We start from the raw sequence: 26,465 nt of genomic DNA on the forward strand, positions 1-26,465 counted from the left end.
CCGGTAGCCTGAAGGAATAAACGGAGGGAACCACAAAGTGGCAATTTTCCTTGCCGGGAGCCGGGATTGTAAAGGGCGTGGCGGAGAACGCCCTTTACCCGTTCACAGGGGATTGTGGCATCAGAGAAGCAATGAACATGAAGTGAACGGAACGATTTCCCCGAGATTACATGTTTATTGTTCCATACCAGCGCGTACTCATTCGTCGCGACATATGCTGTTAACTGACGTGCTGTACGCATTGGACGCCCATTTTTTACCTGCTTTTTCGGATAAATGGCGCAGCCACAAACAAAGCCTATGATTTACAATTAAAAAAATGGTGGTAAGCGGTGAAAACACTGAAGTGTAAACGATTCCACTAATTTATTCCATGTCACACTTTTCGCATCTTTGTTATGCTAGGATTATTCCATACCATAGGCTTAACGGAGCGAATTATGAGAGTATTGGTTACAGGTGGTAGCGGTTACATAGGAAGCCACACGTGCGTGCAGTTACTGAAAAATGGTCATGACGTAGTGATCCTTGATAACCTCTGCAACAGTAAGCGCAGCGTACTGCCCGTTATCGAGCGTTTAGGCACGAAGCATCCGACCTTTATTGAAGGGGATATCCGCAACGAAGCGCTGATCACCGAAATTCTCCACGATCACGCCATTGATACGGTCATTCACTTTGCCGGTCTGAAGGCCGTGGGTGAGTCTGTTGCCAAACCGCTGGAATACTACGACAACAACGTCAACGGTACCCTGCGTCTGGTAAACGCGATGCGCGCCGCCAACGTCAAGAACTTCATCTTCAGCTCCTCAGCCACGGTCTATGGCGATCAGCCGCAAATTCCTTACGTTGAAAGTTTCCCCACCGGAACCCCACAAAGCCCGTATGGCAAAAGCAAACTGATGGTTGAGCAGATCCTGACCGATCTGCAAAAAGCCCAGCCAGAATGGAGCATCGCGCTGCTGCGCTACTTCAACCCGGTCGGCGCACATCCGTCAGGTGATATGGGTGAAGATCCGCAAGGCATTCCTAACAATCTGATGCCTTACATTGCTCAGGTTGCCGTTGGGCGCCGCGAGTCGCTTGCTGTATTTGGCAACGACTACCCTACCGAAGATGGCACCGGCGTTCGCGATTACATCCACGTGATGGATCTTGCCGACGGGCACGTTGTCGCCATGGAAAAACTGGCGGGAAAACAAGGTGTGCATATTTATAACCTTGGTGCGGGCGTCGGCAGCAGCGTGCTGGACGTAGTCAACGCTTTCAGCAAAGCCTGCGGCAAACCGATCAACTACCATTTTGCACCGCGCCGTGACGGCGATCTTCCCGCTTATTGGGCTGATGCCAGCAAGGCTGACCGCGAATTAAACTGGCGCGTAACCCGCACGTTGGACGAAATGGCACAAGACACCTGGCACTGGCAGTCACGCCATCCACAGGGATATTCGGATTAAGGACACGTCATGACGCAATTCAATCCAGTCGATCATCCACACCGCCGCTTTAACCCGCTTACCGGGCAGTGGATCCTCGTATCACCGCATCGTGCCAAACGCCCCTGGCAAGGGGCGCAGGAGACACCGTCTAAGCAGGTTCTGCCCACGCATGACCCGGACTGCTTCCTGTGTGCAGGTAACACGCGCGTAACCGGCGATAAAAACCCGGATTACACCGGCACCTACGTCTTTACCAATGATTTTGCCGCGCTGATGTCCGACACCCCGGACGCGCCGGACGGTCACGATCCGTTGATGCGTTGTCAGAGCGCTCGTGGGACCAGCCGCGTCATTTGTTTCTCACCCGATCACAGCAAAACGCTGCCGGAACTCAGCGTGCCTGCGCTGACGGAGATTGTGAAAACGTGGCAGACGCAAACGGCCGATCTGGGGAAAACCTATCCCTGGGTGCAAGTATTTGAAAATAAAGGTGCAGCGATGGGGTGCTCGAACCCGCATCCGCACGGTCAGATTTGGGCCAACAGCTTCCTACCCAACGAAGCCGAGCGTGAAGATCGCCTGCAGAAAACATATTTCGCCGAACAGGGCGCACCGATGCTGGTTGATTACGCCCAGCGTGAACAAGCAGACGGCAGCCGTACGGTCGTTGAAACCGAGCACTGGCTGGCGGTCGTGCCTTACTGGGCGGCATGGCCGTTCGAAACGCTGCTACTGCCTAAAGCACATGTTCTGCGTATCACCGATTTGACCGATGCTCAGCGTGCCGACCTGGCGCTGGCGCTGAAGAAACTGACCAGTCGTTATGACAATCTGTTCCAGTGCTCTTTCCCTTATTCCATGGGCTGGCACGGCGCACCGTTTAATGGTGAAGAGAATCAACACTGGCAACTGCACGCACATTTTTATCCGCCTCTGCTGCGTTCTGCGACCGTGCGTAAATTTATGGTCGGTTATGAAATGCTGGCAGAAACTCAGCGCGACCTGACGGCAGAACAAGCCGCTGAACGTCTGCGTGCGGTCAGTGACATCCATTTTCGCGAATCCGGAGTTTAAATAATGAGTCTGAAAGAAAAAACACAATCTCTGTTTGCTGAAACATTTGGCTACCCTGCCACCCACACAATTCAGGCGCCCGGTCGCGTTAACCTGATTGGCGAACATACCGATTATAACGACGGCTTCGTTCTGCCCTGCGCCATCGACTATCAAACCGTGATCAGCTGCGCGACGCGTGACGATCGCATCGTGCGCGTGATTGCCGCTGACTACGAGAATCAGGTTGATGAGTTCTCTCTCGATGCGCCAATTATTGCCCATGACAGCCAGCAGTGGTCGAACTATGTCCGCGGCGTGGTGAAACACCTGCAAAAGCGTAATAACGCCTTTGGCGGTGCCGATCTGGTGATCAGCGGCAACGTACCGCAGGGCGCTGGCTTAAGCTCCTCAGCTTCGCTGGAAGTGGCGGTCGGCACCGTATTCCAGCAGCTTTATCACCTGCCGCTCGACGGCGCACAGATTGCCCTCAACGGTCAGGAAGCCGAAAACCAGTTCGTAGGCTGCAACTGCGGTATCATGGATCAGCTGATTTCCTCACTGGGCAAGAAAGATCATGCGCTGCTGATCGACTGCCGTACGCTGGGTACCAAAGCGGTCTCCATGCCTGAGGGCGTCGCCGTGGTGATCATTAACAGTAACTTTAAGCGTACGCTGGTCGGCAGTGAGTACAACACCCGTCGCGAGCAGTGCGAAACCGGCGCGCGCTTCTTCCAGCAGCCCGCGCTGCGTGATGTCAGCCTTGAGGCATTCAACGCCGTCGCCCATGAGTTGGATCCGATCGTCGCCAAACGCGCCCGCCACGTGATCACCGAAAATGCCCGCACGGTGGAAGCCGCTGATGCCCTGGCAAAAGGTGACCTGCTGCGCATGGGCCAGTTGATGGCGGAATCTCACGCCTCCATGCGCGATGACTTTGAAATTACCGTGCCGCAAATTGATACCCTGGTGGAGATCGTCAAAGCGACCATCGGCTCCCAGGGCGGCGTGCGCATGACCGGCGGCGGCTTCGGCGGCTGCATTGTGGCGCTGATCCCTGAAGCGTTGGTTCCTGCAGTACAGCAGGCTGTCGCTGCGCAGTACGAAGCGAAAACCGGTATCAAAGAAACCTTCTATGTGTGTAAACCTTCACAAGGAGCCGGACAGTGCTAAACGAAATTCCCGTCATGGCCCCCGATGGCCAGCCGTTTCGTCTGCTGACCCTGCGCAATGACGCAGGGATGGTGGTCTCACTGATGGACTGGGGGGCGACGCTACTGTCGGCCCGCATTCCTCTGAGCGATGGTAGCGTGCGCGAAGCATTGCTTGGCTGCGCCAGCCCGGAACAATATCCTGACCAGGCGGCGTTTCTGGGGGCATCGATTGGCCGTTACGCGAACCGTATCGCCAACAGCCGTTATACCTTCGCCGGTGAAACCATTGAATTACTGCCAAGCCAGGGTGAAAACCAGCTGCACGGCGGGCCGGATGGTTTTGATAAACGTCGCTGGCAGATAGTGAATCAGAATGATCGTCAGGTGCTGTTCGCACTGACCTCTGACGATGGCGACCAGGGTTTCCCTGGCAACCTTTGCGCCACGGCGCAGTATCGCCTGACCGATGACAATCGTATTTCAATCACCTATCGCGCGACGGTGGATAAACCCTGCCCGGTGAATCTGACCAATCACGTTTATTTCAACCTCGACGGTGATAAAACCGATATCCGCCAGCATAAGCTGCAGATCCTCGCCGATACGTATCTGCCGGTTGATGCGATGGGTATCCCACACGAGGGCTTAAAGCCGGTGGCGGGCACTTCTTTTGACTTCCGTACGCCAAAAGTTATCGCCAGCGAATTTCTGGCCGATGACGATCAGCGCCACGTAAAAGGTTACGATCACGCCTTCCTGCTACAGGCGCAAGGCGATGCCCGTAAACCGGTCGCGCTGCTGTGGTCGCAGGATGAAAAACTGCAGATGGAGGTTTACACCTCGGCCCCGGCATTGCAGTTCTACTCCGGGAATTTCCTCGGCGGTACGCCATCCCGTGGCCCAGAGGTTTACGCCGACTGGCAAGGTCTGGCGCTGGAAAGCGAGTTTTTGCCAGACAGCCCGAACCATCCGGAATGGCCGCAACCGGACTGCTTCCTGCGCCCGGGCGAAGAGTACGCCAGCGTGACGGAATACCGGTTTATTCCGGCCTGATTAAAATCAATTGCCCGGCAGCATGAGCATGCCGGGCATAACATCACAGATCGGTATAATTGCCCAGCAGGAAACCCTGTTCAAGTATGTGCTGCTTAAGTGTGGGTGACGTTAACACCTCCAGTTCATCCAGTCGCGGATGACAATAGCGACTTTGCATAACAATCTTATCGACGAAACCAGGGTGGCACATCAATTCCACAGTTTGTTCATTTTCAACGGTGGCGCGTTCCAGTGCATCAAGAACGAAGCGGGATGAAACGTTTTCAGCATAAAAATCACTGATGAAATAATCGACACCACGTATATCCTGTACCGTAATATTCTGCTGGCGCGTCGCCTGCCAGTCGATTCGCAATGGAAGACCCTTATCACGCGCAAAACTCGCAACATGCTGCCAAACTTGAGGAATAAAATGGGCATGATGGTGGCTATCAATATGCGTTGGCATCCGACCAAAAAGAGAAACAAAACTGTCATATTGCCGGTGTAATTCAGCCACAACTTCATCATCTTTCAGTAATCCGCTCCCGGCGGTCTCCCAGAGCCATTTACCTAAAACCCCTTCTCTCGCCAGTGAAGGCATATTTGTCAACGGCACACCGTAACTAAGAACAAAATGTAAACCCACACCTAGTGCGGGAAAATCGGCGCTGAGTGCTGCCGCATGCTCAATACCAGTGGCATTCATCATAGCGGTCGTTGACGTCACTATCCCATGGCGATGCGCTTCAACAATACCGTAGTTGGTACCGTGGCTTAAACCAAAGTCATCAGCATTCACGATCAATATTTTCGTCATATACTGCCCTCTTGTTGATTTTCGCCTGACCGAAGGCTGGCAATGGTACAGGCAAACTGCGGCAGATGGTCTTGATTCGCCAGCAGCATTTCCCGCGCTAAAATTTCAGCGCCTCGATCCGAATCAACCAAAGGGTTGAGATTCAGCGCCAACAAAACATCATCAATACGCCCACTCAACGCAGCTTGTGAGGCAGCAATTTCGAAGCCTTTGATTGTATAAATCAGTCCTAAAACTTTCTCGTCAAAGTGGGTGACGCGCGGATGAGGCGTTACACCGCCTCGCCCTAACAGACAGGTCATTTCGACTGCCCAGTCTGCTGGGATATTATCAACGTGCCCATAATGAGGAACATTAATATAATGTTCGGTCTGTTTATCGTTGTAAATTGCATTAATAACTTCACAAGCTGCATCGGAGTAATAAGCACCACCACGGGCATCCAGTTCTGCAGGCTTAGTATCTAACTGCGGGTTTTTATAAATATCGAATAACTTTCTTTCCAACTTTTGTACCACCTGGGCACGAACGTTGCCTTTAAAATACTCAGCCATTTCTATTGCTAACATCTCTTTATGTTTGAAGTAATAAAGAAGATAAGAACAGGGTAGCAAATTCAGTGAGCGTAACAGTCCACAACTAAACGGCAGGCTGAAAATATTTTTTACTGTGCTACCGTTAATTATCCCTGAGGCGACACGATCGAGAACCTCTGCAAAGCACGACTGTCCATTTACCAGCACGTCTCTAATGAAAACCAGATGATTCAGGCCAAAGAGATCAATAGAAAGCTGATCATCTTTGGTTAGCGATAACAAATCTTCTATCAACATCCGCATTCCCACCGGGACGTTACAAACACCAATGAAACGTTTAAAGTCGGTATGTCGATATACCGCCTCAGTTACCATTCCGGCGGGGTTAGTAAAGTTAATGATCCATGCTTGTGGGCAAATATTCTGGACATCCTGCACAATATCCAAAATGACCGGAATGGTGCGCAGACCTTTAAATAATCCACCTGCACCGTTAGTTTCTTGCCCCAAATAGCCCAGTGATAGCGGAATCCGCTCATCCTGCTCGCGTGCCTTTAGCTGGCCGACACGAAATTGTGTCGTAACAAAATCAGCATTCTGCAATGCTTCCTGACGATTCAGAGATTTATGGATTGTTATCGGTACACCGGCACGCGCGACCATGCGCTGACAAAGCGCATAAATGATATCGAGTTTTTCTTTACCCTCTGCGACATCCACCAGCCACAGCTCATTAATAGGCAACTCATGGTAGCGCTTAATAAAGCCGTCAAGCAATTCCGGAGTATAGCTACTCCCGCCACCAATGGTGACTACTTTTAATTTTTTCATTTTAGCTCCTGAAAGCAGTATTCTGCTCTCTTTAAAATTTCATTTATTCACTTTCAGTTAGCAACAACCGTGTCATTTCTTTGGACTCGCCAACCGTCTTCGGTAGTTACCAGGTGTGAATGAGGTCAGTTTTTTAAAATTATTAATAAAAATACCCGGACTGCTAAAACCAGCTTCGAATGAAATATCTGTCACTGAGAAATTAGTTGTCTCTAACTGTTTCTTACAATAGTTGATACGAATATCATTAATTATTTGTCCGGGTGTTTTCTGATAATAACGATTAGTTGCCCGCGTGAGATATGATTGTGTTTTCCCTGATAACCTGACCATATTTTCCAGCGCATTATCAGCAAACATCGATTTTTTGTGCATGTCCCTCACCAACTGCACTAACCAGCCGGGTATGGATTCTAGTTGTGGGCTATCTTCATAATGTTGCAAGCGATTAACCACATAAAAAGTGAGCAACTTATTGAACTCCTCACATTCATTTTGGTGTATGTCCAATGTTGACAGCGTAGCTTCTATAAATGCTAAAAACGCAGTTGACATGGCATAACATTGCGATGCGATAAAATAGGATGGCAGCATATCAAGATAATGCTCAGAAAAATAACGTTTGCTCACCCCCATATTTAAGATACGCGTAACCCCATAGTCATAAAATGTTTGATGATAAGAGCCAACCGGAATAAAAACAAAATCACCACGTTCCATGATCACGCGCTTACCATTTATCTCCTGGCGACAACTTCCTGTCAGGACGAGTGTAAATTCATAATAATCGTGTTGGTGCAGTCCACTTATACTTTCTGTTTTATCCAGAATAAAGAAATAAAAATCATTACCCCTTAAAAACTGACTTTCATGAACCGTGCTGATTTCCATAATGCATCCTTATTAAAATTTCAGTGCAGCAGCAATATCGTCTTCGCTCTCTTCCTCATCAATAACGTTTTGTGCTTTATTGGCGATAATAACGAATGGCAAGTAAATCATGGTCGCAATACCGAGGTTAATCAGGGCCATAATCAATGCCGCGATACTCCCGTTAGAATTGAAGAAAGCGCCCAACCCTGGTGGCATCGTCCACGGAGCAAAATTAGTGGAGGGTGGAATAATACCCAATGAATAGACCAACAATGTAATCCCCGCAAGAATAGGTTGAATGAGCACAAAGGGGATCATCAATACCGGATTCATAATGATCGGCAAACCGAACAGAATGGGTTCATTGATATTAAACAGGCCGGATGGCAGGGCCATCTTTGCCACCTGACGATAGTCAGCCCGACGAGAAGCGATAAAAATAGCAAAAATCAGGCTTAGCGTCGCACCGGTTCCTCCCAGGTAAACGTAGGACTCCAGCATAGGGCCGGTCCAGAAATGGAAGGTTTTACCCGCAGCCAGCGCCGCATCAACCGAGCCATATTGAGTATAGACCGCCATGTTTTCCATTCCCCACGGACCGAGGATGCCGCTATTTAGCGCAGTTAATGCCAGGCCTCCGTGAACACCAAAAAACCACAAGAATGAATTAAATATCACATAGGCCCACCCTACGATGCTCCCGAGTGACGCGAGCGGCGTTGCAATCGAATTCATAATCACCTGGTGAAAATGTGTCCCCACCAACGACAATCCCCATGAGATCAGGCCCATCAACAAAAGTATAATGAACCCAGGAATTAACGCGGTAAATGATCGCGAAACCGACTCCGGAACGCTTTCAGGTAATTTTATAACCCACTGGCGACGAATAATAAACGTGAATAATTCAGCAACCACTAGCCCAATAATGATCCCGGAAATAATGTTGGCACCGCCTAACCAATTTGGACCAATGCCACTGACGCCACCGACAGTAAATGGCGTAACAGTCATAAATGCGGCGATCGATAATAATCCCGAAGCAAGAGGATCAACTTTTCGCTCTTCAGCTAGTGCCATCCCAATAAAGAATGGGGTCATCAATGACATTATTCCCAACGTGCCGTTATAAACGCTACTACCGGTTACTTTCAATTGTTCAAGGGTATCGATTGTCCCAGCATCCAGGCGTACACCCATCGACCAGAAAAATGAACCTTCAGTGAAATTAAGAAAGACATTGTTAATAAGAACAAACATGGCTCCAACTAGCGTCAGAGGCATTAACCTGATAAAACCATTTTTAATCGCATTGACATATACCTGTTTTCCCAGCTTTACGGCAACAGGTAAGATCACCCTTTCAAGGGAACTGATTGTGCCCGACATAATGAATACCCTCAAATATGACACTTGATAAGGAAAATAGAATATTTTGATAAAAATTATTAATAACTACGCCGCCAGTACAATGAATCATGAATTACGAATAGCATACATGACCGATGTCCCAGGGCAGTAATGAGTAAGATCCACAAATTATGTATGATTGACTTTTTGACATGACAATTTTCACATTTTAATAAAATTCAAGCGTGCTATTGCGGACTAACACTCTCAGAAATCAGGGTCAACTCACGCCCTGCTAAGTTTATTTGAGGCACAACGAATCTGGAAGATGCGTTAAGACGCCGCCCACTGCGTTGTCATGCTTCTTTCGCACATCTTGTCTAGCACGAAAACACAACGTCTCATTTACATGCGTCTTACACTGCTGTTCAATTTTCGCTATTGTATAAGAAGATGTATTGCCGCTGACCCATTACGGCAATATAATGATAATCATTATCATTCAATGTGATTTATAGGAGTGAATGTATGGCTGTAACTAAGCTGGTTCTGGTACGTCACGGTGAAAGTCAGTGGAACAACGAAAACCGCTTTACCGGTTGGTATGATGTTGATCTGTCCGAGAAAGGCGTGGGCGAAGCAAAAGCGGCAGGCAAACTGCTACGAGAGGAAGGCTACAGCTTCGATTTTGCATATACCTCTGTGCTGAAACGTGCCATCCACACCCTGTGGAACGTACTGGATGAACTGGATCAGGCGTGGCTACCGGTTGAAAAATCCTGGAAGCTGAACGAACGTCATTACGGCGCGCTGCAGGGTCTGAACAAAGCCGAAACCGCTGAAAAATACGGTGACGAGCAGGTTAAACAATGGCGTCGGGGCTTCGCGGTAACGCCGCCGGAGCTGACCAAAGATGACGAGCGCTATCCGGGTCACGATCCGCGTTATGCTCAACTTACTGACAAAGAACTGCCGGTTACCGAAAGCCTGGCGCTGACCATTGAGCGCGTTATCCCTTACTGGAACGAAACCATTCTGCCGCGCATGAAAAGCGGTGAGCGCGTGATTATTGCCGCTCACGGTAACTCCCTGCGTGCGCTGGTGAAATACCTGGATAACATGGGCGAAGATGAAATACTGGAACTGAACATTCCGACCGGCGTACCGCTGGTGTATGAGTTCGACGAAAACTTCAAGCCGATCAAACGTTACTATCTGGGTAATGCTGACGAGATCGCCGCAAAAGCGGCGGCCGTTGCCAACCAGGGTAAAGCGAAGTAATTTCTTCGCTGAATATAAAAAAAGCGCGGATTATCCGCGCTTTTTTATTTCGTTCGCTACCAGCCATATCAAATGTCGGCCGGATAAGGCATCGCTGCCATCCGGCAGTCTGTGCAGAAATGCCTGATGGCGCTAGGCTTATCAGGTCTACGAGACTCGGTTATCCGCGACGCGTTTTGACCGCGTTTGCCAACTGGCGTAACACCGCATCAGTATCTTCCCAGCCAATGCAGGCATCGGTAATGCTCTTACCGTAGGTCAGCGGCTCACCGCTATCTGGGTTCTGATTACCTTCCACCAGATGACTTTCAATCATCACGCCAATAATCGCTTTTTCGCCGTCGGCAACCTGCCCACAAACGTCTTTCGCGACATCCATCTGCTTTTTAAACTGTTTGCTGGAATTTGCATGACTAAAGTCGATCATCACCTGTGGGGACAGACCCGCTTTAACCAGCCCTTCTTTCACGTCTGCAACGTGCTGAGCACTGTAGTTCGGCTCTTTACCACCGCGCAGAATGATATGGCAGTCGCCATTACCACTGGTATTCACAATGGCTGAATGACCCCATTTGGTCACCGACAGGAAACAGTGCGGCGCGCCAGCGGCGTTGATGGCATCAATGGCCACTTTGATCGTACCGTCAGTTCCGTTTTTAAAGCCAACTGGGCAGGAAAGACCGGACGCCAGTTCACGGTGAACCTGGGACTCGGTCGTACGCGCACCGATTGCGCCCCAGCTCATCAGATCGGCCAGGTATTGCGGGGTGATCATATCGAGGAATTCACCCGCCGCAGGCAAGCCGCTGTCGTTAATATCCAGCAGCAGCTTACGCGCAATGCGCAGGCCATCGTTGATCTGGAAGCTGTTATCCATATGCGGATCGTTGATCAGCCCCTTCCAGCCTACGGTGGTACGCGGCTTTTCAAAATAGACGCGCATGACGATTTCAAGCTCGTCTTTAAGCTCATCACGCAGCGCCAGCAGGCGAGCGGCATAGTCTTTGGCGGCTGCCGGATCATGAATCGAGCACGGCCCAATCACAACCAGTAAGCGATCGTCGCTGCCTTTCAGAATTTTATGAATCGCTTTGCGGGCGTGAGCAACCGTGTTTGCGGCATTTTCAGTAGCAGGGAATTTTTCCAGCAGTGCGACCGGGGGGAGTAACTCGTTGATCTCTTTAATGCGTAAATCGTCGTTCTGATAATTCATGATTATTCCAGCGTTGCCATACTTATATAAATGAATGCAATCCCTCCAATCTATATCTTCAGTTCTAAAGTGTAAACGGGGTTTTACACTTTGGACGGATTAATCCTGGAATAAGCCAAAAAAACGCAATAAAGTAGCGATAAACGAGATCCAAACTACAATTTATAACTGCAACAGCTTATTTTTTTATTATTTTCAATATTCTATGCTGGTTTTAATTTTCATACTGAAATAGTTAACTACCTTCTGAGGATTTAACTGGCACATGCACTGTTGGAAGAGGTTATCCGACATATCGACCATAACAGGAGCATATTATGCAAATGACAAAGCTGGCCTCACTCTTTCTTACTGCCACTCTTAGCCTCGCCAGCGGCGCGGCGTTGGCTGCAGACGCAAGCACGCAGTCAAATAACGGTCAGGCAAATTCATCGGCGGATGCCGGTCAAATAGCACCGGACGCACGCGAGAACGTGGCGCCGAATAATGTCGACAACAACAACGTTAATTCGGGCGGCACCATGCTGCATCCGAACGGTTCATCAATGAATCATGAAGGGATGACCAAAGACGAGGTGCACAAAAACTCAATGTGCAAAGACGGTCACTGCCCGGATATCAATAAAAAGGTAGAGACCGGAAACGGTATCAACAAGGACGTAGACACCAAAACCGACGGCACCACCCAGTAAAGCTGAAAATATGGCTAATAACGGGAGAGCAATAGCTCTCCTTTTTAATTTTGTCAGCCCAAACCCGGTATGATGTCATACAGTAATGATGAGAATAACAAAGGGATGACATTATGGCGCACTCACATACACCCACTTCCCATGACCAACCCCAAGATAATAACGCCCGTCGACTGCTGTTCGCCTTCTGCATAACGGCGGGATTTATGTTCGTGGAGGTAGTCGGCGGGATCCTGTCAGGCTCGCTGGCGCTGCTGGCGGACGCCGGCCATATGCTGACAGATGCAGCCGCGCTGCTTTTTGCACTGCTGGCCGTCAGGTTTGCTCGCCGACCGCCGACCATCCGACACACGTTCGGCTGGCTGAGGCTCACGACGCTGGCCGCATTTGTGAACGCTATAGCGCTAGTGGTGATCACCATTTTAATCGTCTGGGAGGCGATAGAGCGCTTCTATACCCCGCGACCGGTAGCTGGCGGCATGATGATGGTGATTGCCGTGGCAGGTCTACTGGCTAACGTTCTTGCCTTTTGGGTGCTGCATCGCGGGAGCGAGGAGAAGAACCTCAATGTTCGCGCCGCGGCCTTGCACGTAATGGGCGATTTACTGGGTTCGGTCGGCGCGATCATCGCGGCGTTGATCATTATCTGGACAGGCTGGACGCCAGCGGATCCGATCCTGTCGATTCTGGTTTCCGTGCTGGTGCTGCGTAGCGCCTGGCGGTTATTGAAAGATAGCGTGAACGAATTACTCGAAGGCGCACCGTTGGCACTGGATATTCCCGCGCTGCAGCGCCACCTCAGCCGGGATATTCCCGAAGTTCGCAACGTACACCATGTGCATGTCTGGATGGTGGGTGAAAAACCGGTGATGACACTACATGTGCAGGTGGTTCCCCCGCACGATCACGACGCGTTGCTGGAACGCATTCAGCATTTCCTGACGCATCATTATCAGATTGAACACGCAACGATCCAGATGGAATATCAGCCATGCAACGGGCCGGACTGCCACCTGTATCAAGGGCTGTCCGGCCATTCACATCACCATCACTAATGGGAGAGCGCGCGTGAGCCACGTTCACGCGCGCTGTTCATCCACATCCTGCTGCCGTTAAGCGCAATAACAGTGAGGATCATGTATTCCAGCGACATCGCATACACACCTTGCAAGGCGAAGATCACCACGCTGATGACGTTAATGATCACCCACAGCAGCCAGTTTTCGACGTATTTCCGCGTCATCAGGATCATCGCCGCAATCGACAGCACCATCATGCAGGAATCCCAGAACGGGAATGCATCGGGTTGCAATTCAGGTGCGGCAACCTGTAATCCCAGCCCTTGCATAATGTTCACGGCCATGCGGGTCAGAAATGCGAAAACCGGGTCGATAAATACCGTCATCAGACCAATCGCCACCACGCAAGCCGCCAGCCAACTTAGCGCTTTCGGCAGCGGCAGCCAGCGAATTTTCAGCTCCGCCTCATTCTGGCTGGTTTGACGAGACCAGGCATACCAGCCGTAGATATTGGCGGCAAAAAAGAATACCTGTAATAGCAGGCTGGCGTAGAGTTGGATCTGAAAGAAGATGATCGCAAACAGCGTGACGTTTATCAGACCAAAGACATAGTTGCTGATTTTCTCAAGACTTGCCAAACCAATACACAGTAAACCGGCAACGGTCCCTACCGCTTCAATCCATGACAGGTCGTATCCCCCCGCGCCAATCGGGATATGAACCAAAATATTCTGCGTGCTAAAAAAATCCATCTTTTCCCCCAGAGCAATGATTTATTTAAGCTCGTAGTGTAGCCGCAAATTCCAGCATGCGGTTTAACGGTAATAGAGCCCCTTCTCGCAGCGCTTCATCAACCTGTATCTCATGTGCTGCCCCACCTTGCTCAAGGCCCTCAGCAATCGCTTTGAGGCCATTCATCGCCATCCACGGGCAATGCGCACAGCTGCGACAGGTTGCCCCCTCACCGGCCGTTGGCGCTTCAAGAAGCTCTTTGTCCGGCACAGCCTGCTGCATTTTGTAAAAAATACCCCGGTCAGTCGCCACGATAAGCTGCTTATGCGGTAACGTTTTTGCCGCGTTGATGAGCTGGCTCGTCGACCCCACGGCATCGGCCATATCGACTATTGCTTGAGGCGATTCAGGATGTACCAGCACGGCTGCGTCGGGATATAACCCTTTCATGCGCGTTAATGCCTGTGTTTTGAATTCGTCATGGACGATACAGGCCCCTTGCCAACAAAGAACATCGGCCCCGGTCTGTTTTTGCACGTAGTTGCCCAGATGCTTATCCGGAGCCCAGATGATTTTTTCACCTAAACTATCCAGATGCTCAATAAGTTCAACCGCAATGCTGGACGTCACCACCCAGTCCGCGCGCGCTTTCACTGCGGCCGACGTGTTGGCATACACCACGACAGTACGGTCCGGGTGCGCATCACAAAACGCGCTGAACGCGTCGATTGGGCAACCCAGATCTAATGAACATTCCGCCTGTAGCGTCGGCATTAGAATGGTCTTTTCCGGGCTAAGGATTTTGGCCGTTTCGCCCATAAATCTAACGCCCGCCACTAGCAACGTAGAGGCTGAATGCTTTGATCCAAATCGCGCCATCTCCAGAGAATCAGAAATACAACCTCCGGTTTCCTCTGCCAGTTGTTGGATCTCCGGGTCGGTATAATAGTGCGCCACCATCACGGCATCGCGCTCTTTTAACAGGCGTTTGATTTTCTCGCGATAAAATTGTTTTTCATCCGCGCTCAGCGGCATTGGCTTGGGCGGAAACGGATAAATTGCGGCTTCAGGGTCAAACATCACGCTCATCATGCTTTCTCGTTTTACTGGCTTAACGAAATAACCGAGTAAAAGCGTGACGTACGCCATAATCGGTTAGATTTGTTTTATATGCTAAACAAGATAGCGGATTGGCGTAAAAAAGTCACAATAATTGCGTTGGATGATGCCAGATGGCGACTGGCGTCTTATCCGGCCTACAGGTACGGTGTCGATTTGTAGCTTCGTAGATCTGATAAGCGCGGCACCATCAGGAAAGTAGGTTCGCATCTTATAAATCGCAGATAGCAAAAAGGCGCCGCCAGCGCCCTCTTTTACACTGGTGGGGCGTGCAGGATGACTCGCTTCGCTCGCCCTCCGGGCCGTCGCCGTAAACGGCTCCGTTGTCTCACTGCGTGAGCCCCGAACCTACTGCAGGTTCGAATCTTATATATCGCAGATAGCAAAAAGGCGCCTTTAGGGCGCCTTTTTACACTGGTGGGGCGTGCAGGATTCGAACCTGCGACCAATTGATTAAAAGTCAACTGCTCTACCAACTGAGCTAACGCCCCCATATGGGGTTTACTGCTTTACTCTTTTCAGGAACCCACCGCGATATTGGTGGGGCGTGCAGGATTCGAACCTGCGACCAATTGATTAAAAGTCAACTGCTCTACCAACTGAGCTAACGCCCCATATGGGTGTTGCCTGAAATGTTTTTTACTCGGAACCACCAAAAATAATGACGGGCCGTTGCTAAAGCAACGTTATCCTTCACGTTTAACACCTGAGTACGATGTTAATATTGGTGGGGCGTGCAGGATTCGAACCTGCGACCAATTGATTAAAAGTCAACTGCTCTACCAACTGAGCTAACGCCCCGAGTGGTGGGTGATGACGGGATCGAACCGCCGACCCCCTCCTTGTAAGGGAGGTGCTCTCCCAGCTGAGCTAATCACCCGATACTACGCTGGATACTGCTTACTACTAAGTTAGTGGTGGCATGCAGGATGACTCGACTTCGTCTCGCCCTACGGGCCGTTGCTAAAGCAACGTTATCCTTCACGTCTTACTTCCGTTTCCACCGAAACGTGTTGGTGGGGCGTGCAGGATTCGAACCTGCGACCAATTGATTAAAAGTCAACTGCTCTACCAACTGAGCTAACGCCCCACTTTTTTTGCCGCTTTCGGGCTGTTTGATATCCCTTGGCAACGGCGGCATATATTACTGATTTCAGATTTTAGCGCAACAAAAATTTCGATGTAAATAACTCAACTGATTAGGAATCACACGACGCGACCAGAAATAACACGATTTCTGGTCGCATGGTGTGCATTACATCGCGCCGAGGCGTTTTTGCGCTTGTTTCGCGCCATCAGTACCAGGGTATTTGGTGATAACCTGCTGATAAACCGCTTTAGCTTTTGCTGTGTCACCTTTGTCCTGCATGATGACGCCGACCTTAAACATCGCGTCTGCAGCCTTAGGTGACTTAGGGAAGTTTTTAACTACCGATGCAAAATAGAACGCAGCATCATCTTTTTTACCCTTGTTGTAATTCAACTGTCCCAGCCAGTAATTCGCATTCGGCAGGTAGGTGGAATCAGGGTAATTTTTGATGAAGTTCTGAAATGCCTCGATCGCGTCATCCTGGCGGGATTTATCCTGCACCAGTGCGATTGCCGCATTGTAATCGGTATTCGCATCGCCAGAGCTCGCTGGAACGCCTGACGTTGCAGCAGCAGCGCCTGCATCCGCGGCTGGGGCCGCAGCCCCGCTCTGGTCGCCAGCTGCTGACTGTGCCGCAGGCGTACCACCACCGCTAAGACTGTCCATCTGCGTCAAGATCTGCTTCTGGCGTTCAACAACCTGATTCAGTTGATACTGACTTTCCTGAATTTGACCACGCAGGGAATCAATATCGGACTGATTATCGGAGAGCTGTTGCTGAAGTTGGGTTAAAAGCTGACTGTGAGCGTTAGAAATACGCTCGAGTTGAGTGACACGGTCTTCGACCGAGCCTGAGCCGACACTACTGATTGGCGCCTGTGCAAAAGCGGCCCAGGGGGCCGCTATGCCAACCAGTAACGACAGACTCAACAAGTGATGTCTGAAGTTACTGCTCATGCAATTCTCTTAGTAAACCAGTACGGCACGACGGTTTTTGGAGTAAGCCGCTTCGTCATGGCCCAGTACTGCAGGTTTTTCTTTACCGTAAGAAACGATGGAGATCTGGTCAGCAGAAACGCCTTTACCCTGCAGGTACATCTTAACGGCGTTCGCACGACGCTCACCCAGGGAAATGTTGTACTCAGGAGTACCACGTTCGTCCGCATGACCTTCTACGGTGACTTTGTAAGACGGGTTGCTACGCAGGAAGTTAGCGTGTGCATCCAGCATTGCAGCGAAGTCAGAACGGATATCGTACTTGTCCAGATCAAAGTAAACGATGTTGTTCTGCTGCAGCTGTTGCATCTGCAGACGCGCTTGCTCTTCGGAAGACATGTTGCCGCTGCCGTTTGCATCCATACCAGTGCCGGCACCCAGCATGCCTTCGCTGCCGTCATTGCTGGCGTTCTTGTTAGAAGAACATGCCGCAATAGCCATAACAGGCAGAGCAATCATCAGCCCTTTCAGCACTTTGTTCAGTTGCATTTCAATGATTCCTTTATTAATCAATTATTTATTATCACAGATACGGCGACCAGGCAGGGAATTTAACCTGACCATCGGTTGCCGGAAGACGCGCCTTGAAACGCCCATCTGTAGAAACCAAATTCAGCACGGATCCCATCCCCTGAGAAGAGCTGTAGATTACCATAGTGCCGTTAGGTGCCAGACTTGGCGTTTCATCCAGGAACGTTGACGACAAAACTTGTACGCCACCCGCTACCAGATCTTGTTTGGCAATGTGCTGCTGCCCACTGTTTGAGCTTACCATTACCATAAATTTACCGTCACTGCTGACATCCGCATCCTGGTTTTGCGAACCTTCCCAGGTAATGCGCTGCGGAGCACCGCCGTTGACGTTAACTTTGTATACCTGCGGACGACCGGCCTGGTCAGAAGTAAAGGCCAGGTTTTGGCTGTCCGGGAACCAGGTCGGTTCCGTGTTGTTGCTGCGACCATCAGTGACCTGACGAATTTGACCCGAGCCAATGTCCATCACATACAAATTCAGGCTACCGGTTTTAGACAGGGCAAAAGCCAGTTTGCTACCATCCGGAGAGAATGCCGGTGCACCATTGTGACGCGGGAACGAAGCAACCTGACGCACCGCACCGTTAGCCAGTGTTTGGATAACTAGCGCAGAACGGCCGCTTTCAAAGGTCACATATGCCAGTTTAGAACCGTCCGGAGACCAGGCCGGAGACATCAACGGCTGCGGTGAGCGATGGACCACGAACTGGTTGTAGCCGTCGTAGTCAGACACGCGTAATTCGTACGGGAACTGACCGCCGTTGGTCTGAACAACGTACGCGATACGGGTACGGAATGCGCCCTTAATACCGGTCAGTTTTTCAAACACTTCATCACTGGCGGTATGGCCCGCGTAACGCAGCCATTGTTTGTTCACTTTATAGGTGTTCTGAGCCAGTACGGTACCCGGCGCACCACCGGTATCCACCAGCTGATAAGCCACGCTGTAGGAACCGTCCGGATTTGGCGTAACCTGGCCAACAACCACAGCATCAATACCCAACGCGGACCATGCCGCAGGCTGAACCTCTGCCGCAGTACCCGGCTGCTGAGGCAGACGAGACCTATCTAACGGGTTGAATTTACCGCTGTTACGCAGGTCAGCGCCCACGATACCGCCGATATCTTCAGGTGCAGCACCCGGCCCTGCCCACTGGAACGGGACAACACCAATCGGGCGTGCCGAGTCCACCCCTTGGGTGATCTCGATACGTACTTCTGCATGCAGCACCGCTGCCCACAGCATCAGAAAACCAAATGCTACTCGTAATGCCTGCTTCATCATATCTCCCTTATCTGGACGAGAAGCCCACGATAATTTAGCAGAATGTTAACAAACTCAAATACACAAAACTACCAGAACTCTGTCTCAACCTTAGACTGTTTTCGTCCGAAAATGCGGAAAAACGGTTACAGTTTAAAGTCCAGCTTGGCGTCTTTTATCTTTTCATAAACAGCCTGGTTAGGCGGTTTAGGAATACTTGCCGATCTCGCCGCTGCTAACGCAGCCTGGCAGAGCGCAGGGTCACCACCTTCAGATGTCACACTTTTTAAGCGTCCATCCGGTGCCAGGTTAATATGCAATACGCATTGTTTACCCTGGTAGAGGCCCGCATCAAACAGACGGCTCTGAATCGCGACCTGAATTTGCTTCGCGTAAGCGCTGATATCCGCACCCGATGCACCACCGTTTGCACCACTTGTACCACTGTCTTTCGACGGTTGTCCGCTACCTTTCGCTCCACCACCCGATTTCGGTGCATTCTTACCGGAGCTTAAGTCACCGAACAGTTCGTCAACGCCAGAGGCTGCCGCGGCTTTCTCCGCTGCAGCTTTTTTGGCAGCAGCGGCTTTATCAGCGGCAGCTTTCTTGTCTGCGGCGGCCTTTTCTGCGGCAGCTGCTTTCTTGTCGGCAGCCGCTTTATCAGCAGCGGCTTTTTTATCTGCTGCTGCTTTTTCAGCCGCGGCAGCTTTCGCGGCTGCGGCTTTCTCTGCAGTTGCAGCAGCTTTCTCTGCGGCGGCCTTCTCGGCAGCAGCTTGCTTAGCGGCCTCTGCCTGGGCTTTTTTCGCTGCGTCTGCAGCAGCCTTGGCCGCTTGAGCCTCAGCGACTTTCTTCGCATCAGCAGCAGCTTTTGCAGCAGCGTCAGCCTCCGCCTTTTTCTGTGCGTCAGCAGCGGCTTTCTTCGCAGCATCTGCAGCTTGTTTCGCCTGAGCATCCGCCTTGGCCTTTGCGTCCGCAGCCGCTTTCGCCGCCGCTTCTTCAGCCTGCTTCTGTTGCTCCTGCGCTTTCGCCGCCGCGGCTTCAGCCTGTTTTTGCTGTTCCGTCTGTTCGCGCACTTTTTCCTGCGCGGCTAAACGTTCTTTCTCAAGCTGCTTCAGTCGTTCCTGCTCGGCCGCCTGCTTCTCACGAAGTTCCTCGGCCTGCTGCTGCGCCTGCTTTTCACGCTGTTCTTCTGCGCGTTTCGCACTTGCCTGCTGCTGCTGTTGCCTGTCGTACTGTTGAACAACGGCACCAGGATCGACCATAACGGCGTCAATAGACGAACCGCCACCGCCGCCTGAAGCATCAATGTGCTCATCGAACGAACTCCAGATCAGTGCCGCAAATAAAATGACATGCAGCACCGCTGAAATAATTATCGCCCGTTTGAGCTTGTCGTTTTGTTCGGTTGCCTTTGACACTCTCGGTTCCCAAAAAACTGTTCGCCTGTTACGCGCTATCTTTCAAGCCAGGAATACGCAGACATCAGATTGGCTGCGTCATCAAGCCAACCGATTTTACGCCTGCACTGTGTAACAAGTTCAGCGCTTTAATTATTTCATCATAAGGCACGTCTTTCGCACCACCGATTAAGAAGACCGTTTTCGGATTGGTCTGCAGGCGGCTTTTCGCTTCCGCAATAACCTGCTCCGGTGGCAGTTGATCCATTCTGTCTTTCTCAACCACCACGCTGTACTGCCCAACACCGGAAACTTCAATAATGACCGGAGGCTCGTCGTTGCTGCTGACGGCCTGAGATTCGGTCGCATCCGGCAGATCGACTTCCACGCTCTGAGTAATGATCGGCGCTGTGGCCATAAAGATCAGCAGCAACACCAGCAGTACGTCGAGCAGCGGTACAATATTGATTTCGGACTTGAGTTCGCGACGACCTCGTCCACGCGTTCTGGCCATGGTTTACCCCTTGTTGCTCTCGCTACTGGTAAACGCCTGGCGGTGCAGAATCGCGGTGAACTCTTCCATAAAGTTGTCGTAATTCAGTTCCAGTTTATTCACGCGCTGATTCAGTCGGTTGTAAGCCATAACCGCCGGGATTGCCGCAAACAGACCGATAGCCGTTGCAATCAATGCTTCTGCGATACCTGGCGCAACCATTTGCAGCGTTGCCTGTTTTACCGCGCCCAGAGCGATAAACGCGTGCATGATCCCCCAAACGGTACCGAACAGACCGATATACGGGCTGATCGAGCCGACTGTGCCGAGGAACGGAATATGCGTTTCCAGCGTTTCCAGCTCACGGTTCATCGAGATACGCATCGCACGGGACGCCCCCTCAACAACCGCTTCTGGCGCATGATTATTTGCTCGATGCAGCCGTGCAAACTCTTTGAACCCGCTGTAGAAAATTTGTTCAGAGCCCGCCAAATTATCACGACGCCCCTGGCTTTCCTGATACAGGCGCGATAGCTCAATGCCGGACCAAAACTTGTCTTCAAACGCTTCTGCTTCACGCGAAGCGGCATTAAGAATACGGGTCCGCTGGATAATAATGGCCCAGGATGCGATTGAGAAACCAATCAAAATCAACATGATAAGTTTAACCAGAAGGCTTGCCTTCAGGAACAAATCAAGGATATTCATGTCAGTCACTGCTTAAACTCCGCGACAATAGACTTGGGAAGCGCACGAGGCTTCATCTTGAGTGGATCAACGCAAACAATCAGAACTTCGGCTTCATTCAGCACGGTGTTCTCCGCGTTGACAATGCGTTGCGTGAAAACCAATGAGGTACCACGCATTGACGTAATTTCGGTTTGGACTTCGAGCATGTCGTCGAGCCTGGCTGGCGCAAAGTATTCCAGGGTCATCTTGCGCACCACAAAGGCGACACGTTCGGCCAGCAATACTTGCTGACTGAAGTGATGATGACGCAGCATCTCTGTGCGTGCTCTTTCATAAAAAGCAACGTAACTGGCGTGGTAAACCACCCCACCGGCATCGGTGTCTTCATAATAGACACGAACCGGCCATCGAAAAATATACTTATTCATTCTTACTGCCTCTTTGTTGGCCTCGCCCACTCACACCGGTCGCTTACTTTTGTAAGTTCCAGGTGACGCGCGTTCGTGCCGCCGCGATGCATCAAGAATGTCGTTTGTATATCGCGCTGTATTCACTTTACATCCCGGTAATGCAACAAAAGTTAGAACTTTTAACCGATGCTACTATACGCGCGGGAATGATGCTTTGGAATGGGGGAAAGTAAACGGAGAGTAAATATTTATGGGCTTATGCAAGCCCATAAATATTTAAGGATGTTTCTTATTCAAAAGAAGAAGAAAATCAGACCAACCACCAGTACGATGTCGGCTATCAGCGGGCAGAAGATACCCTGCCAGTGCACCGAGCGGGGGCGAAATCCAACACCATGAATAATGCCAGCGCAAACTGCCCACATCAGCAGAAGGCCATGCCAGATTTCCAGTTCACTGGTTTTTGCCGCGAAGCGTGAGGGGTCCCAGAATATGCAGCCTGCCAGCACTAACGCCATGACTAAAGAAAGCGCCCGTAACGGGCGCTTGTCCATCGCGTTATATACCATCGCGATAATGTTGATCATTAGCTTTCTTCTGGCCCAGCTTTGCCTGCCTCGACATGCTCAAGCGCCAGTGCTGTGATTATCCCAAATGCACAGGCAAGAAGCGTTCCCAAAATCCATGCGAAATACCACATTTTTAGCTCCTTACTTAGTACAGAGAGTGGGTGTTGTTTTCAATGTCTTCTTTGGTAATGCGGCCGAACATCTTCCAGTAACACCAGCTGGTGTAGAGCAGAATGATCGGTACAAATACCGCCGCGACCCAGGTCATCAGGTTCAATGTTCTCTGGCTGGAGGTAGCATCCCACATTGTCAGACTTGCGTTCATCATGGTGCTGGATGGCATCACAAACGGGAACATTGCGATACCTGCCGTCAGGATGATGCAGGCCAACGTCAGTGAAGAGAAGACGAACGCCCATGCCCCTTTCTCCATACGAGAAGTCAGGATGGTCAGCAGCGGCAGGGCTACGCCCAGAGCAGGAACCAGCCACAGGATAGGTGCATTGTTAAAGTTCACCATCCATGCGCCCGCAACACGCGCCACTTCTTTGGTCATCGGGTTAGAGGCTGCATGGTGATCCAGTGCAGAGGTCACAACATAACCGTCAATACCGTACATCACCCAGACACCGGCCAGCGCGAAGCACACCAGGGTCACCAACGCGGCAACCTGAGAGGTAGTACGTGCACGCAGGTGCAGTTCACCCACAGTACGCATCTGCAGATAGGTCGCGCCCTGAGTAATGATCATACCCACGCTTACCACACCGGCCAGCAGACCAAACGGATTCAGTAACTGGAAGAAGTTACCGGTGTAGTACAAACGCATGTACTCATCCATGTGGAACGGAACCCCTTGCAGCAGGTTACCGAACGCTACGCCAATGACCAGCGGCGGAACGAAGCTACCAATAAAGATGCCCCAGTCCCACATGTTGCGCCAGCGCATGTCTTCAATCTTAGAACGGTAATCAAAACCGACCGGACGGAAGAACAAGGATGCCAGCACAAGAATCATCGCCACATAAAAGCCGGAGAACGCAGCGGCATACACCATCGGCCAGGCAGCGAACAATGCGCCACCCGCCGTGATGAGCCAAACCTGGTTACCGTCCCAGTGTGGGGCGATGGAGTTAATCATAATTCGACGCTCGGTATCATTACGACCGAGGAAACGGGTGAGCATGCCCACCCCCATGTCGAAACCATCAGTGACTGCAAAACCAATCAGCAGAATGCCAACCAGCAGCCACCAGATAAAACGCAATACTTCATAATCGATCATTTGACGACTCCTGTCTTAGCGTGCCGGCTGAGAAGTCACAGTGGACTGCTCGTAGTGATAACGACCGGTTTTCAGGCTGCTCGGGCCAAGGCGTGCGAACTTAAACATCAAGTACAGTTCAGCCACCAGGAACAGGGTATACAGGCCGCAAATCAACAGCATCGAGAAGATCAGATCGCCCGCAGTCAGCGACGAGTTCGCCACGGCTGTCGGTAGCACTTCACCAATCGCCCACGGCTGACGCCCGTACTCTGCAACAAACCAACCGGACTCGATGGCAATCCACGGCAGCGGAAGCGCATACAGCGCCGTGCGCAGCAGCCATTTTTTCTCACCGATACGGTTACGAATTACGGTCCAGAAGGAGACAGCGATGATAGCCAGCATCAGAATGCCGCACGCCACCATGATACGGAACGCGAAGTACAGCGGTGCCACACGAGGAATGGAATCTTTCGTTGCCTGCTGAATTTGTGCTTCGGTCGCATCGGTCACTTTATCGGTATAGCGTTTCAGCAGCAGACCGTATCCCAGGTCTTTCTTCATGCTGTTGAACTGATCACGAACGGCCTGATCGGTGGAGCCCGCACGCAGTTCCTCCAGCAGCTGATACGCTTTCATCCCGTTACGGATACGCTCTTCGTGCTGCACCATCAGGTCTTTCAGACCAATGACCGGTGTATCAACAGAGCGGGTGGCAATGATGCCCAACGCGTAAGGGATTTGAATCGCAAAATGGTTTTCCTGCGCATCCTGGTCCGGAATACCGAACAGCGTAAAGGATGCCGGTGCAGGCTGGGTTTCCCATTCAGCTTCAATCGCGGCAAGTTTGGTTTTCTGCACATCGCCCATTTCGTAGCCGGATTCATCACCCAGAACGATAACAGACAGAATGGCAGCCATACCGAAGCTAGCAGCGATGGCAAATGAACGCTTAGCAAACGCAAAGTCACGACCGCGCAGCATATAGTAAGAGCTGATACCCAGAACGAACATCGCGCCACAGACATAACCAGACGCCACAGTGTGAACAAATTTCACCTGTGCAACCGGGTTAAGCACCAGTTCAGAGAAGCTCAGCATCTCCATGCGCATGGTTTCGAAGTTGAAATCCGCTGCAATTGGGTTTTGCATCCAGCCGTTCGCGACGAGGATCCACAGCGCGGACAGGTTAGAACCCAATGCCACCAACCAGGTGACGCACATATGCTGGACTTTACTCAGACGATCCCAGCCGAAGAAGAACAGACCTACAAAGGTGGATTCGAGGAAGAAGGCCATCAAGCCTTCGATCGCCAGCGGCGCACCGAAAATATCCCCAACATAGTGGGAATAGTAAGACCAGTTAGTCCCGAACTGGAACTCCATGGTCAGACCGGTAGCCACACCCAGAGCGAAGTTGATACCAAACAACTTGCCCCAGAACTTGGTCATATCTTTATAAATCTGTTTGCCGGAAAGGACGTAGACCGTTTCCATGATGGCCAACAAGAACGCCATACCTAGCGTTAGTGGCACAAACAGGAAGTGGTACATCGCGGTCAAGGCAAACTGTAAGCGCGACAGTTCGACTATATCTAACATCATGACTCCTTGCTCATCGCATGAAGACTCCGAGAGTGAACCCCGTTAGAAAGGGTCACACGCATGCCCCAATACAAATTTATTTGCGTCCTTTCGCCGTCGCTCTTTCTTCTCATTTGAAGAAAGGACAATGATGAAAGGTTACAAACATGTTAATAAAACACTCAAATTGATCCCGCAATTATATTACGCCGTAAAATCCTTACAATAAACAGGTTTTTATCGAGACAAATTTGCATTTTTCGATAGTGATCAATTTATAGCTAATTTACCACTCTCAGACCAATTTGATCTGCAGCAATTTAACCTCTTTTGTGTATGTTTACCAAGTTTTAAACATTGATTTAAATCAATTTCCAACTTTAATGTTAATGATGTTTGCCATGAGGATGACTAGTGAATGCAATGTTAATTACTTGTTTTACAATAAGTAACCAGCTTTAGCATAAATGATAGGTTATTAATTAAAATCTACACGATATTTTAACCCAACCGGACGGTAAGATTCAGGGGGGTAGATAAAGAGTCACTCTTGCTAGGTAGCTCACAGATTTTTTTTAGCAAGCCATATCACCGTTATTTAATACAAATAATTCATTTTAATTTTACCAATAGTTAACACCGAAATGTAACTATCTCAATTGGAAGCGAAATGCGAGCGCATTCGCTGACTCAACGAAGTGGGATCGGCTCCGTATGCAGAACCCTGCCTCTTATCACTCAATACATCAATATAAGTTATAGGTCCAACCGTCTTTTCGCTTACGCGCCAAAGATTAAATATGCTCAAAACAATTCATTATCATTTTTATCTTTAATTTAACAAAAAACACTTCTGACATATAAGATATATAAATAAAAAAACGTTACGTCGTTCACAAGTTATTTAGTTAATTTGATTTTTAAAATTATTAAAAGCGCCACATAAAAACCGTGCGTAACAAAATAAGATTTTGATCACAAAGATAGCAAGTTATTTATTATTGAAATTAATAACAAAATGAAA

The 26,465-nt window shown here is 50.3% G+C and carries 25 protein-coding genes, 5 tRNA genes and 1 other RNA gene; 7 read left to right on the plus strand and 24 right to left on the minus strand.

Annotation, left to right across the window (positions count from 1 at the left end; genetic code table 11):
- Nucleotides 1-440: 440 nt before the first annotated feature.
- Genes galE through galM form a run of 4 tightly spaced genes read left to right on the plus strand, consistent with a single transcriptional unit; the run spans nucleotide 441 to nucleotide 4,699 of the window.
- On the plus strand, nucleotides 441-1,457 hold the full coding sequence (gene galE, locus IMQ48_RS20635; protein WP_096757802.1) for a UDP-glucose 4-epimerase GalE: 1,017 nt from the start codon (nucleotides 441-443) through the stop codon (nucleotides 1,455-1,457).
- Between the two features lie 9 nt (nucleotides 1,458-1,466).
- Nucleotides 1,467-2,513, plus strand: coding sequence for a galactose-1-phosphate uridylyltransferase (gene galT, locus IMQ48_RS20640; protein WP_196210469.1), 1,047 nt, complete (start codon nucleotides 1,467-1,469; stop codon nucleotides 2,511-2,513).
- A 3-nt stretch (nucleotides 2,514-2,516) separates the two neighbouring features.
- On the plus strand, nucleotides 2,517-3,665 hold the full coding sequence (gene galK, locus IMQ48_RS20645; protein ID WP_196210470.1) for a galactokinase: 1,149 nt from the start codon (nucleotides 2,517-2,519) through the stop codon (nucleotides 3,663-3,665).
- A complete protein-coding gene (gene galM / locus IMQ48_RS20650; protein ID WP_196210471.1) occupies nucleotides 3,659-4,699 on the plus strand; it encodes a galactose-1-epimerase in 1,041 nt (346 codons plus the stop codon). Before galK ends, galM begins: the two co-directional genes overlap by 7 nt.
- Before the next feature lie 43 nt (nucleotides 4,700-4,742).
- On the opposite strand, the gene chbG is transcribed toward galM, so the two are convergent.
- The 4 genes from chbG to chbC form a co-directional block, all read right to left on the minus strand.
- A complete protein-coding gene (gene chbG, locus IMQ48_RS20655; protein ID WP_096757806.1) occupies nucleotides 4,743-5,501 on the minus strand; it encodes a chitin disaccharide deacetylase in 759 nt (252 codons plus the stop codon).
- A complete protein-coding gene (locus IMQ48_RS20660) occupies nucleotides 5,498-6,868 on the minus strand; it encodes a 6-phospho-beta-glucosidase (RefSeq protein WP_196210472.1) in 1,371 nt (456 codons plus the stop codon). Before IMQ48_RS20660 ends, chbG begins: the two co-directional genes overlap by 4 nt.
- Nucleotides 6,869-6,940: 72 nt before the next feature.
- Entirely contained in the window at nucleotides 6,941-7,759 is an 819-nt protein-coding gene (chbR, locus tag IMQ48_RS20665; protein ID WP_196210473.1) for a transcriptional regulator ChbR, read from the minus strand.
- A gap of 12 nt (nucleotides 7,760-7,771) precedes the next feature.
- Complete coding sequence (chbC, locus tag IMQ48_RS20670) at nucleotides 7,772-9,130, minus strand: PTS N,N'-diacetylchitobiose transporter subunit IIC (RefSeq protein ID WP_196210474.1); 1,359 nt, start codon at nucleotides 9,128-9,130, stop codon at nucleotides 7,772-7,774.
- A gap of 489 nt (nucleotides 9,131-9,619) precedes the next feature.
- Between chbC and gpmA the strand changes: the two genes are divergently transcribed.
- Nucleotides 9,620-10,372, plus strand: a complete 753-nt coding sequence (gene gpmA / locus IMQ48_RS20675) for a 2,3-diphosphoglycerate-dependent phosphoglycerate mutase (RefSeq protein ID WP_096757810.1) — start codon at nucleotides 9,620-9,622, stop codon at nucleotides 10,370-10,372.
- 160 nt (nucleotides 10,373-10,532) lie between these two features.
- On the opposite strand, the gene aroG is transcribed toward gpmA, so the two are convergent.
- Entirely contained in the window at nucleotides 10,533-11,585 is a 1,053-nt protein-coding gene (gene aroG / locus IMQ48_RS20680; protein ID WP_196210475.1) for a 3-deoxy-7-phosphoheptulonate synthase AroG, read from the minus strand.
- 317 nt (nucleotides 11,586-11,902) lie between these two features.
- Here aroG and IMQ48_RS20685 point away from each other — a divergent pair, with 317 nt between their 5' ends.
- Together IMQ48_RS20685 and zitB are read left to right on the plus strand one after the other, a co-directional pair.
- On the plus strand, nucleotides 11,903-12,277 hold the full coding sequence (locus IMQ48_RS20685) for a YbgS-like family protein (RefSeq protein ID WP_196210476.1): 375 nt from the start codon (nucleotides 11,903-11,905) through the stop codon (nucleotides 12,275-12,277).
- 113 nt (nucleotides 12,278-12,390) lie between these two features.
- Nucleotides 12,391-13,332 carry a CDF family zinc transporter ZitB gene (gene zitB / locus IMQ48_RS20690; protein ID WP_196210477.1) on the plus strand — a complete coding sequence of 314 codons (942 nt, stop codon included), beginning with the start codon at nucleotides 12,391-12,393 and terminating at the stop codon, nucleotides 13,330-13,332.
- Here the strand turns inward: zitB and pnuC are convergent.
- From pnuC to cydA, 19 genes are all read right to left on the minus strand, one after another.
- Nucleotides 13,329-14,048 carry a nicotinamide riboside transporter PnuC gene (gene pnuC / locus IMQ48_RS20695; RefSeq protein ID WP_196210478.1) on the minus strand — a complete coding sequence of 240 codons (720 nt, stop codon included), beginning with the start codon at nucleotides 14,046-14,048 and terminating at the stop codon, nucleotides 13,329-13,331. The two genes, zitB and pnuC, sit on opposite strands and share 4 nt — an antisense overlap.
- Nucleotides 14,049-14,073: 25 nt before the next feature.
- Complete coding sequence (gene nadA / locus IMQ48_RS20700) at nucleotides 14,074-15,117, minus strand: quinolinate synthase NadA (RefSeq protein ID WP_196210484.1); 1,044 nt, start codon at nucleotides 15,115-15,117, stop codon at nucleotides 14,074-14,076.
- A gap of 290 nt (nucleotides 15,118-15,407) precedes the next feature.
- Nucleotides 15,408-15,533, minus strand: a non-coding RNA gene (locus IMQ48_RS20705) — RtT sRNA.
- A 29-nt stretch (nucleotides 15,534-15,562) separates the two neighbouring features.
- A tRNA-Lys gene (locus IMQ48_RS20710) sits at nucleotides 15,563-15,638 on the minus strand.
- A gap of 47 nt (nucleotides 15,639-15,685) precedes the next feature.
- Nucleotides 15,686-15,761, minus strand: a tRNA-Lys gene (locus IMQ48_RS20715).
- A 111-nt stretch (nucleotides 15,762-15,872) separates the two neighbouring features.
- A tRNA-Lys gene (locus tag IMQ48_RS20720) sits at nucleotides 15,873-15,948 on the minus strand.
- 3 nt (nucleotides 15,949-15,951) lie between these two features.
- A tRNA-Val gene (locus tag IMQ48_RS20725) sits at nucleotides 15,952-16,027 on the minus strand.
- A 134-nt stretch (nucleotides 16,028-16,161) separates the two neighbouring features.
- Nucleotides 16,162-16,237 (minus strand) — tRNA-Lys (locus tag IMQ48_RS20730).
- A 165-nt stretch (nucleotides 16,238-16,402) separates the two neighbouring features.
- On the minus strand, nucleotides 16,403-17,194 hold the full coding sequence (gene cpoB / locus IMQ48_RS20735; protein ID WP_196210479.1) for a cell division protein CpoB: 792 nt from the start codon (nucleotides 17,192-17,194) through the stop codon (nucleotides 16,403-16,405).
- Between the two features lie 9 nt (nucleotides 17,195-17,203).
- On the minus strand, nucleotides 17,204-17,722 hold the full coding sequence (gene pal / locus IMQ48_RS20740; protein WP_006685431.1) for a peptidoglycan-associated lipoprotein Pal: 519 nt from the start codon (nucleotides 17,720-17,722) through the stop codon (nucleotides 17,204-17,206).
- 34 nt (nucleotides 17,723-17,756) lie between these two features.
- The gene (tolB, locus tag IMQ48_RS20745; protein WP_196210480.1) at nucleotides 17,757-19,049 is read right to left on the minus strand and encodes a Tol-Pal system beta propeller repeat protein TolB; all 1,293 of its coding nucleotides are present in this window, start codon (nucleotides 19,047-19,049) and stop codon (nucleotides 17,757-17,759) included.
- 128 nt (nucleotides 19,050-19,177) lie between these two features.
- Nucleotides 19,178-20,449, minus strand: a complete 1,272-nt coding sequence (tolA, locus tag IMQ48_RS20750) for a cell envelope integrity protein TolA (RefSeq protein WP_196210481.1) — start codon at nucleotides 20,447-20,449, stop codon at nucleotides 19,178-19,180.
- 64 nt (nucleotides 20,450-20,513) lie between these two features.
- On the minus strand, nucleotides 20,514-20,942 hold the full coding sequence (gene tolR, locus IMQ48_RS20755; RefSeq protein WP_005125437.1) for a colicin uptake protein TolR: 429 nt from the start codon (nucleotides 20,940-20,942) through the stop codon (nucleotides 20,514-20,516).
- A gap of 3 nt (nucleotides 20,943-20,945) precedes the next feature.
- Nucleotides 20,946-21,638: a Tol-Pal system protein TolQ gene (gene tolQ / locus IMQ48_RS20760; protein WP_135322614.1), complete on the minus strand. Its 693-nt coding sequence runs from the start codon at nucleotides 21,636-21,638 to the stop codon at nucleotides 20,946-20,948.
- Nucleotides 21,635-22,039, minus strand: coding sequence for a tol-pal system-associated acyl-CoA thioesterase (ybgC, locus tag IMQ48_RS20765; protein ID WP_045441116.1), 405 nt, complete (start codon nucleotides 22,037-22,039; stop codon nucleotides 21,635-21,637). Before ybgC ends, tolQ begins: the two co-directional genes overlap by 4 nt.
- A 275-nt stretch (nucleotides 22,040-22,314) precedes the next feature.
- A complete protein-coding gene (ybgE, locus tag IMQ48_RS20770; protein WP_196210482.1) occupies nucleotides 22,315-22,608 on the minus strand; it encodes a cyd operon protein YbgE in 294 nt (97 codons plus the stop codon).
- On the minus strand, nucleotides 22,608-22,721 hold the full coding sequence (gene cydX, locus IMQ48_RS20775; protein WP_096757821.1) for a cytochrome bd-I oxidase subunit CydX: 114 nt from the start codon (nucleotides 22,719-22,721) through the stop codon (nucleotides 22,608-22,610). The genes ybgE and cydX overlap by 1 nt, the downstream gene beginning before the upstream one ends.
- A gap of 14 nt (nucleotides 22,722-22,735) precedes the next feature.
- Nucleotides 22,736-23,875, minus strand: coding sequence for a cytochrome d ubiquinol oxidase subunit II (gene cydB / locus IMQ48_RS20780; RefSeq protein ID WP_135322616.1), 1,140 nt, complete (start codon nucleotides 23,873-23,875; stop codon nucleotides 22,736-22,738).
- Between the two features lie 15 nt (nucleotides 23,876-23,890).
- A complete protein-coding gene (cydA, locus tag IMQ48_RS20785) occupies nucleotides 23,891-25,459 on the minus strand; it encodes a cytochrome ubiquinol oxidase subunit I (RefSeq protein WP_096757823.1) in 1,569 nt (522 codons plus the stop codon).
- Nucleotides 25,460-26,465 lie beyond the last annotated feature (1,006 nt).

It is taken from the genome of Citrobacter sp. Res13-Sevr-PEB04-36 (genome assembly GCF_015672735.1).
Taxonomy (GTDB): domain Bacteria; phylum Pseudomonadota; class Gammaproteobacteria; order Enterobacterales; family Enterobacteriaceae; genus Citrobacter.

Coding starts and splice junctions, on each gene's coding strand:
- aroG (WP_196210475.1), bottom strand. CDS start 11,585: ATGAATTATCAGAACGACGATTTACGCATTAAAGAGATCAACGAGTTA.
- galK (WP_196210470.1), top strand. CDS start 2,517: ATGAGTCTGAAAGAAAAAACACAATCTCTGTTTGCTGAAACATTTGGC.
- zitB (WP_196210477.1), top strand. CDS start 12,391: ATGGCGCACTCACATACACCCACTTCCCATGACCAACCCCAAGATAAT.
- cydA (WP_096757823.1), bottom strand. CDS start 25,459: ATGTTAGATATAGTCGAACTGTCGCGCTTACAGTTTGCCTTGACCGCG.
- ybgE (WP_196210482.1), bottom strand. CDS start 22,608: ATGATCAACATTATCGCGATGGTATATAACGCGATGGACAAGCGCCCG.
- pal (WP_006685431.1), bottom strand. CDS start 17,722: ATGCAACTGAACAAAGTGCTGAAAGGGCTGATGATTGCTCTGCCTGTT.
- IMQ48_RS20685 (WP_196210476.1), top strand. CDS start 11,903: ATGCAAATGACAAAGCTGGCCTCACTCTTTCTTACTGCCACTCTTAGC.
- chbR (WP_196210473.1), bottom strand. CDS start 7,759: ATGGAAATCAGCACGGTTCATGAAAGTCAGTTTTTAAGGGGTAATGAT.
- cydX (WP_096757821.1), bottom strand. CDS start 22,721: ATGTGGTATTTCGCATGGATTTTGGGAACGCTTCTTGCCTGTGCATTT.
- tolB (WP_196210480.1), bottom strand. CDS start 19,049: ATGAAGCAGGCATTACGAGTAGCATTTGGTTTTCTGATGCTGTGGGCA.
- galE (WP_096757802.1), top strand. CDS start 441: ATGAGAGTATTGGTTACAGGTGGTAGCGGTTACATAGGAAGCCACACG.
- chbC (WP_196210474.1), bottom strand. CDS start 9,130: ATGTCGGGCACAATCAGTTCCCTTGAAAGGGTGATCTTACCTGTTGCC.
- gpmA (WP_096757810.1), top strand. CDS start 9,620: ATGGCTGTAACTAAGCTGGTTCTGGTACGTCACGGTGAAAGTCAGTGG.
- cydB (WP_135322616.1), bottom strand. CDS start 23,875: ATGATCGATTATGAAGTATTGCGTTTTATCTGGTGGCTGCTGGTTGGC.
- tolR (WP_005125437.1), bottom strand. CDS start 20,942: ATGGCCAGAACGCGTGGACGAGGTCGTCGCGAACTCAAGTCCGAAATC.
- IMQ48_RS20660 (WP_196210472.1), bottom strand. CDS start 6,868: ATGAAAAAATTAAAAGTAGTCACCATTGGTGGCGGGAGTAGCTATACT.
- pnuC (WP_196210478.1), bottom strand. CDS start 14,048: ATGGATTTTTTTAGCACGCAGAATATTTTGGTTCATATCCCGATTGGC.
- ybgC (WP_045441116.1), bottom strand. CDS start 22,039: ATGAATAAGTATATTTTTCGATGGCCGGTTCGTGTCTATTATGAAGAC.
- nadA (WP_196210484.1), bottom strand. CDS start 15,117: ATGAGCGTGATGTTTGACCCTGAAGCCGCAATTTATCCGTTTCCGCCC.
- galT (WP_196210469.1), top strand. CDS start 1,467: ATGACGCAATTCAATCCAGTCGATCATCCACACCGCCGCTTTAACCCG.
- chbG (WP_096757806.1), bottom strand. CDS start 5,501: ATGACGAAAATATTGATCGTGAATGCTGATGACTTTGGTTTAAGCCAC.
- cpoB (WP_196210479.1), bottom strand. CDS start 17,194: ATGAGCAGTAACTTCAGACATCACTTGTTGAGTCTGTCGTTACTGGTT.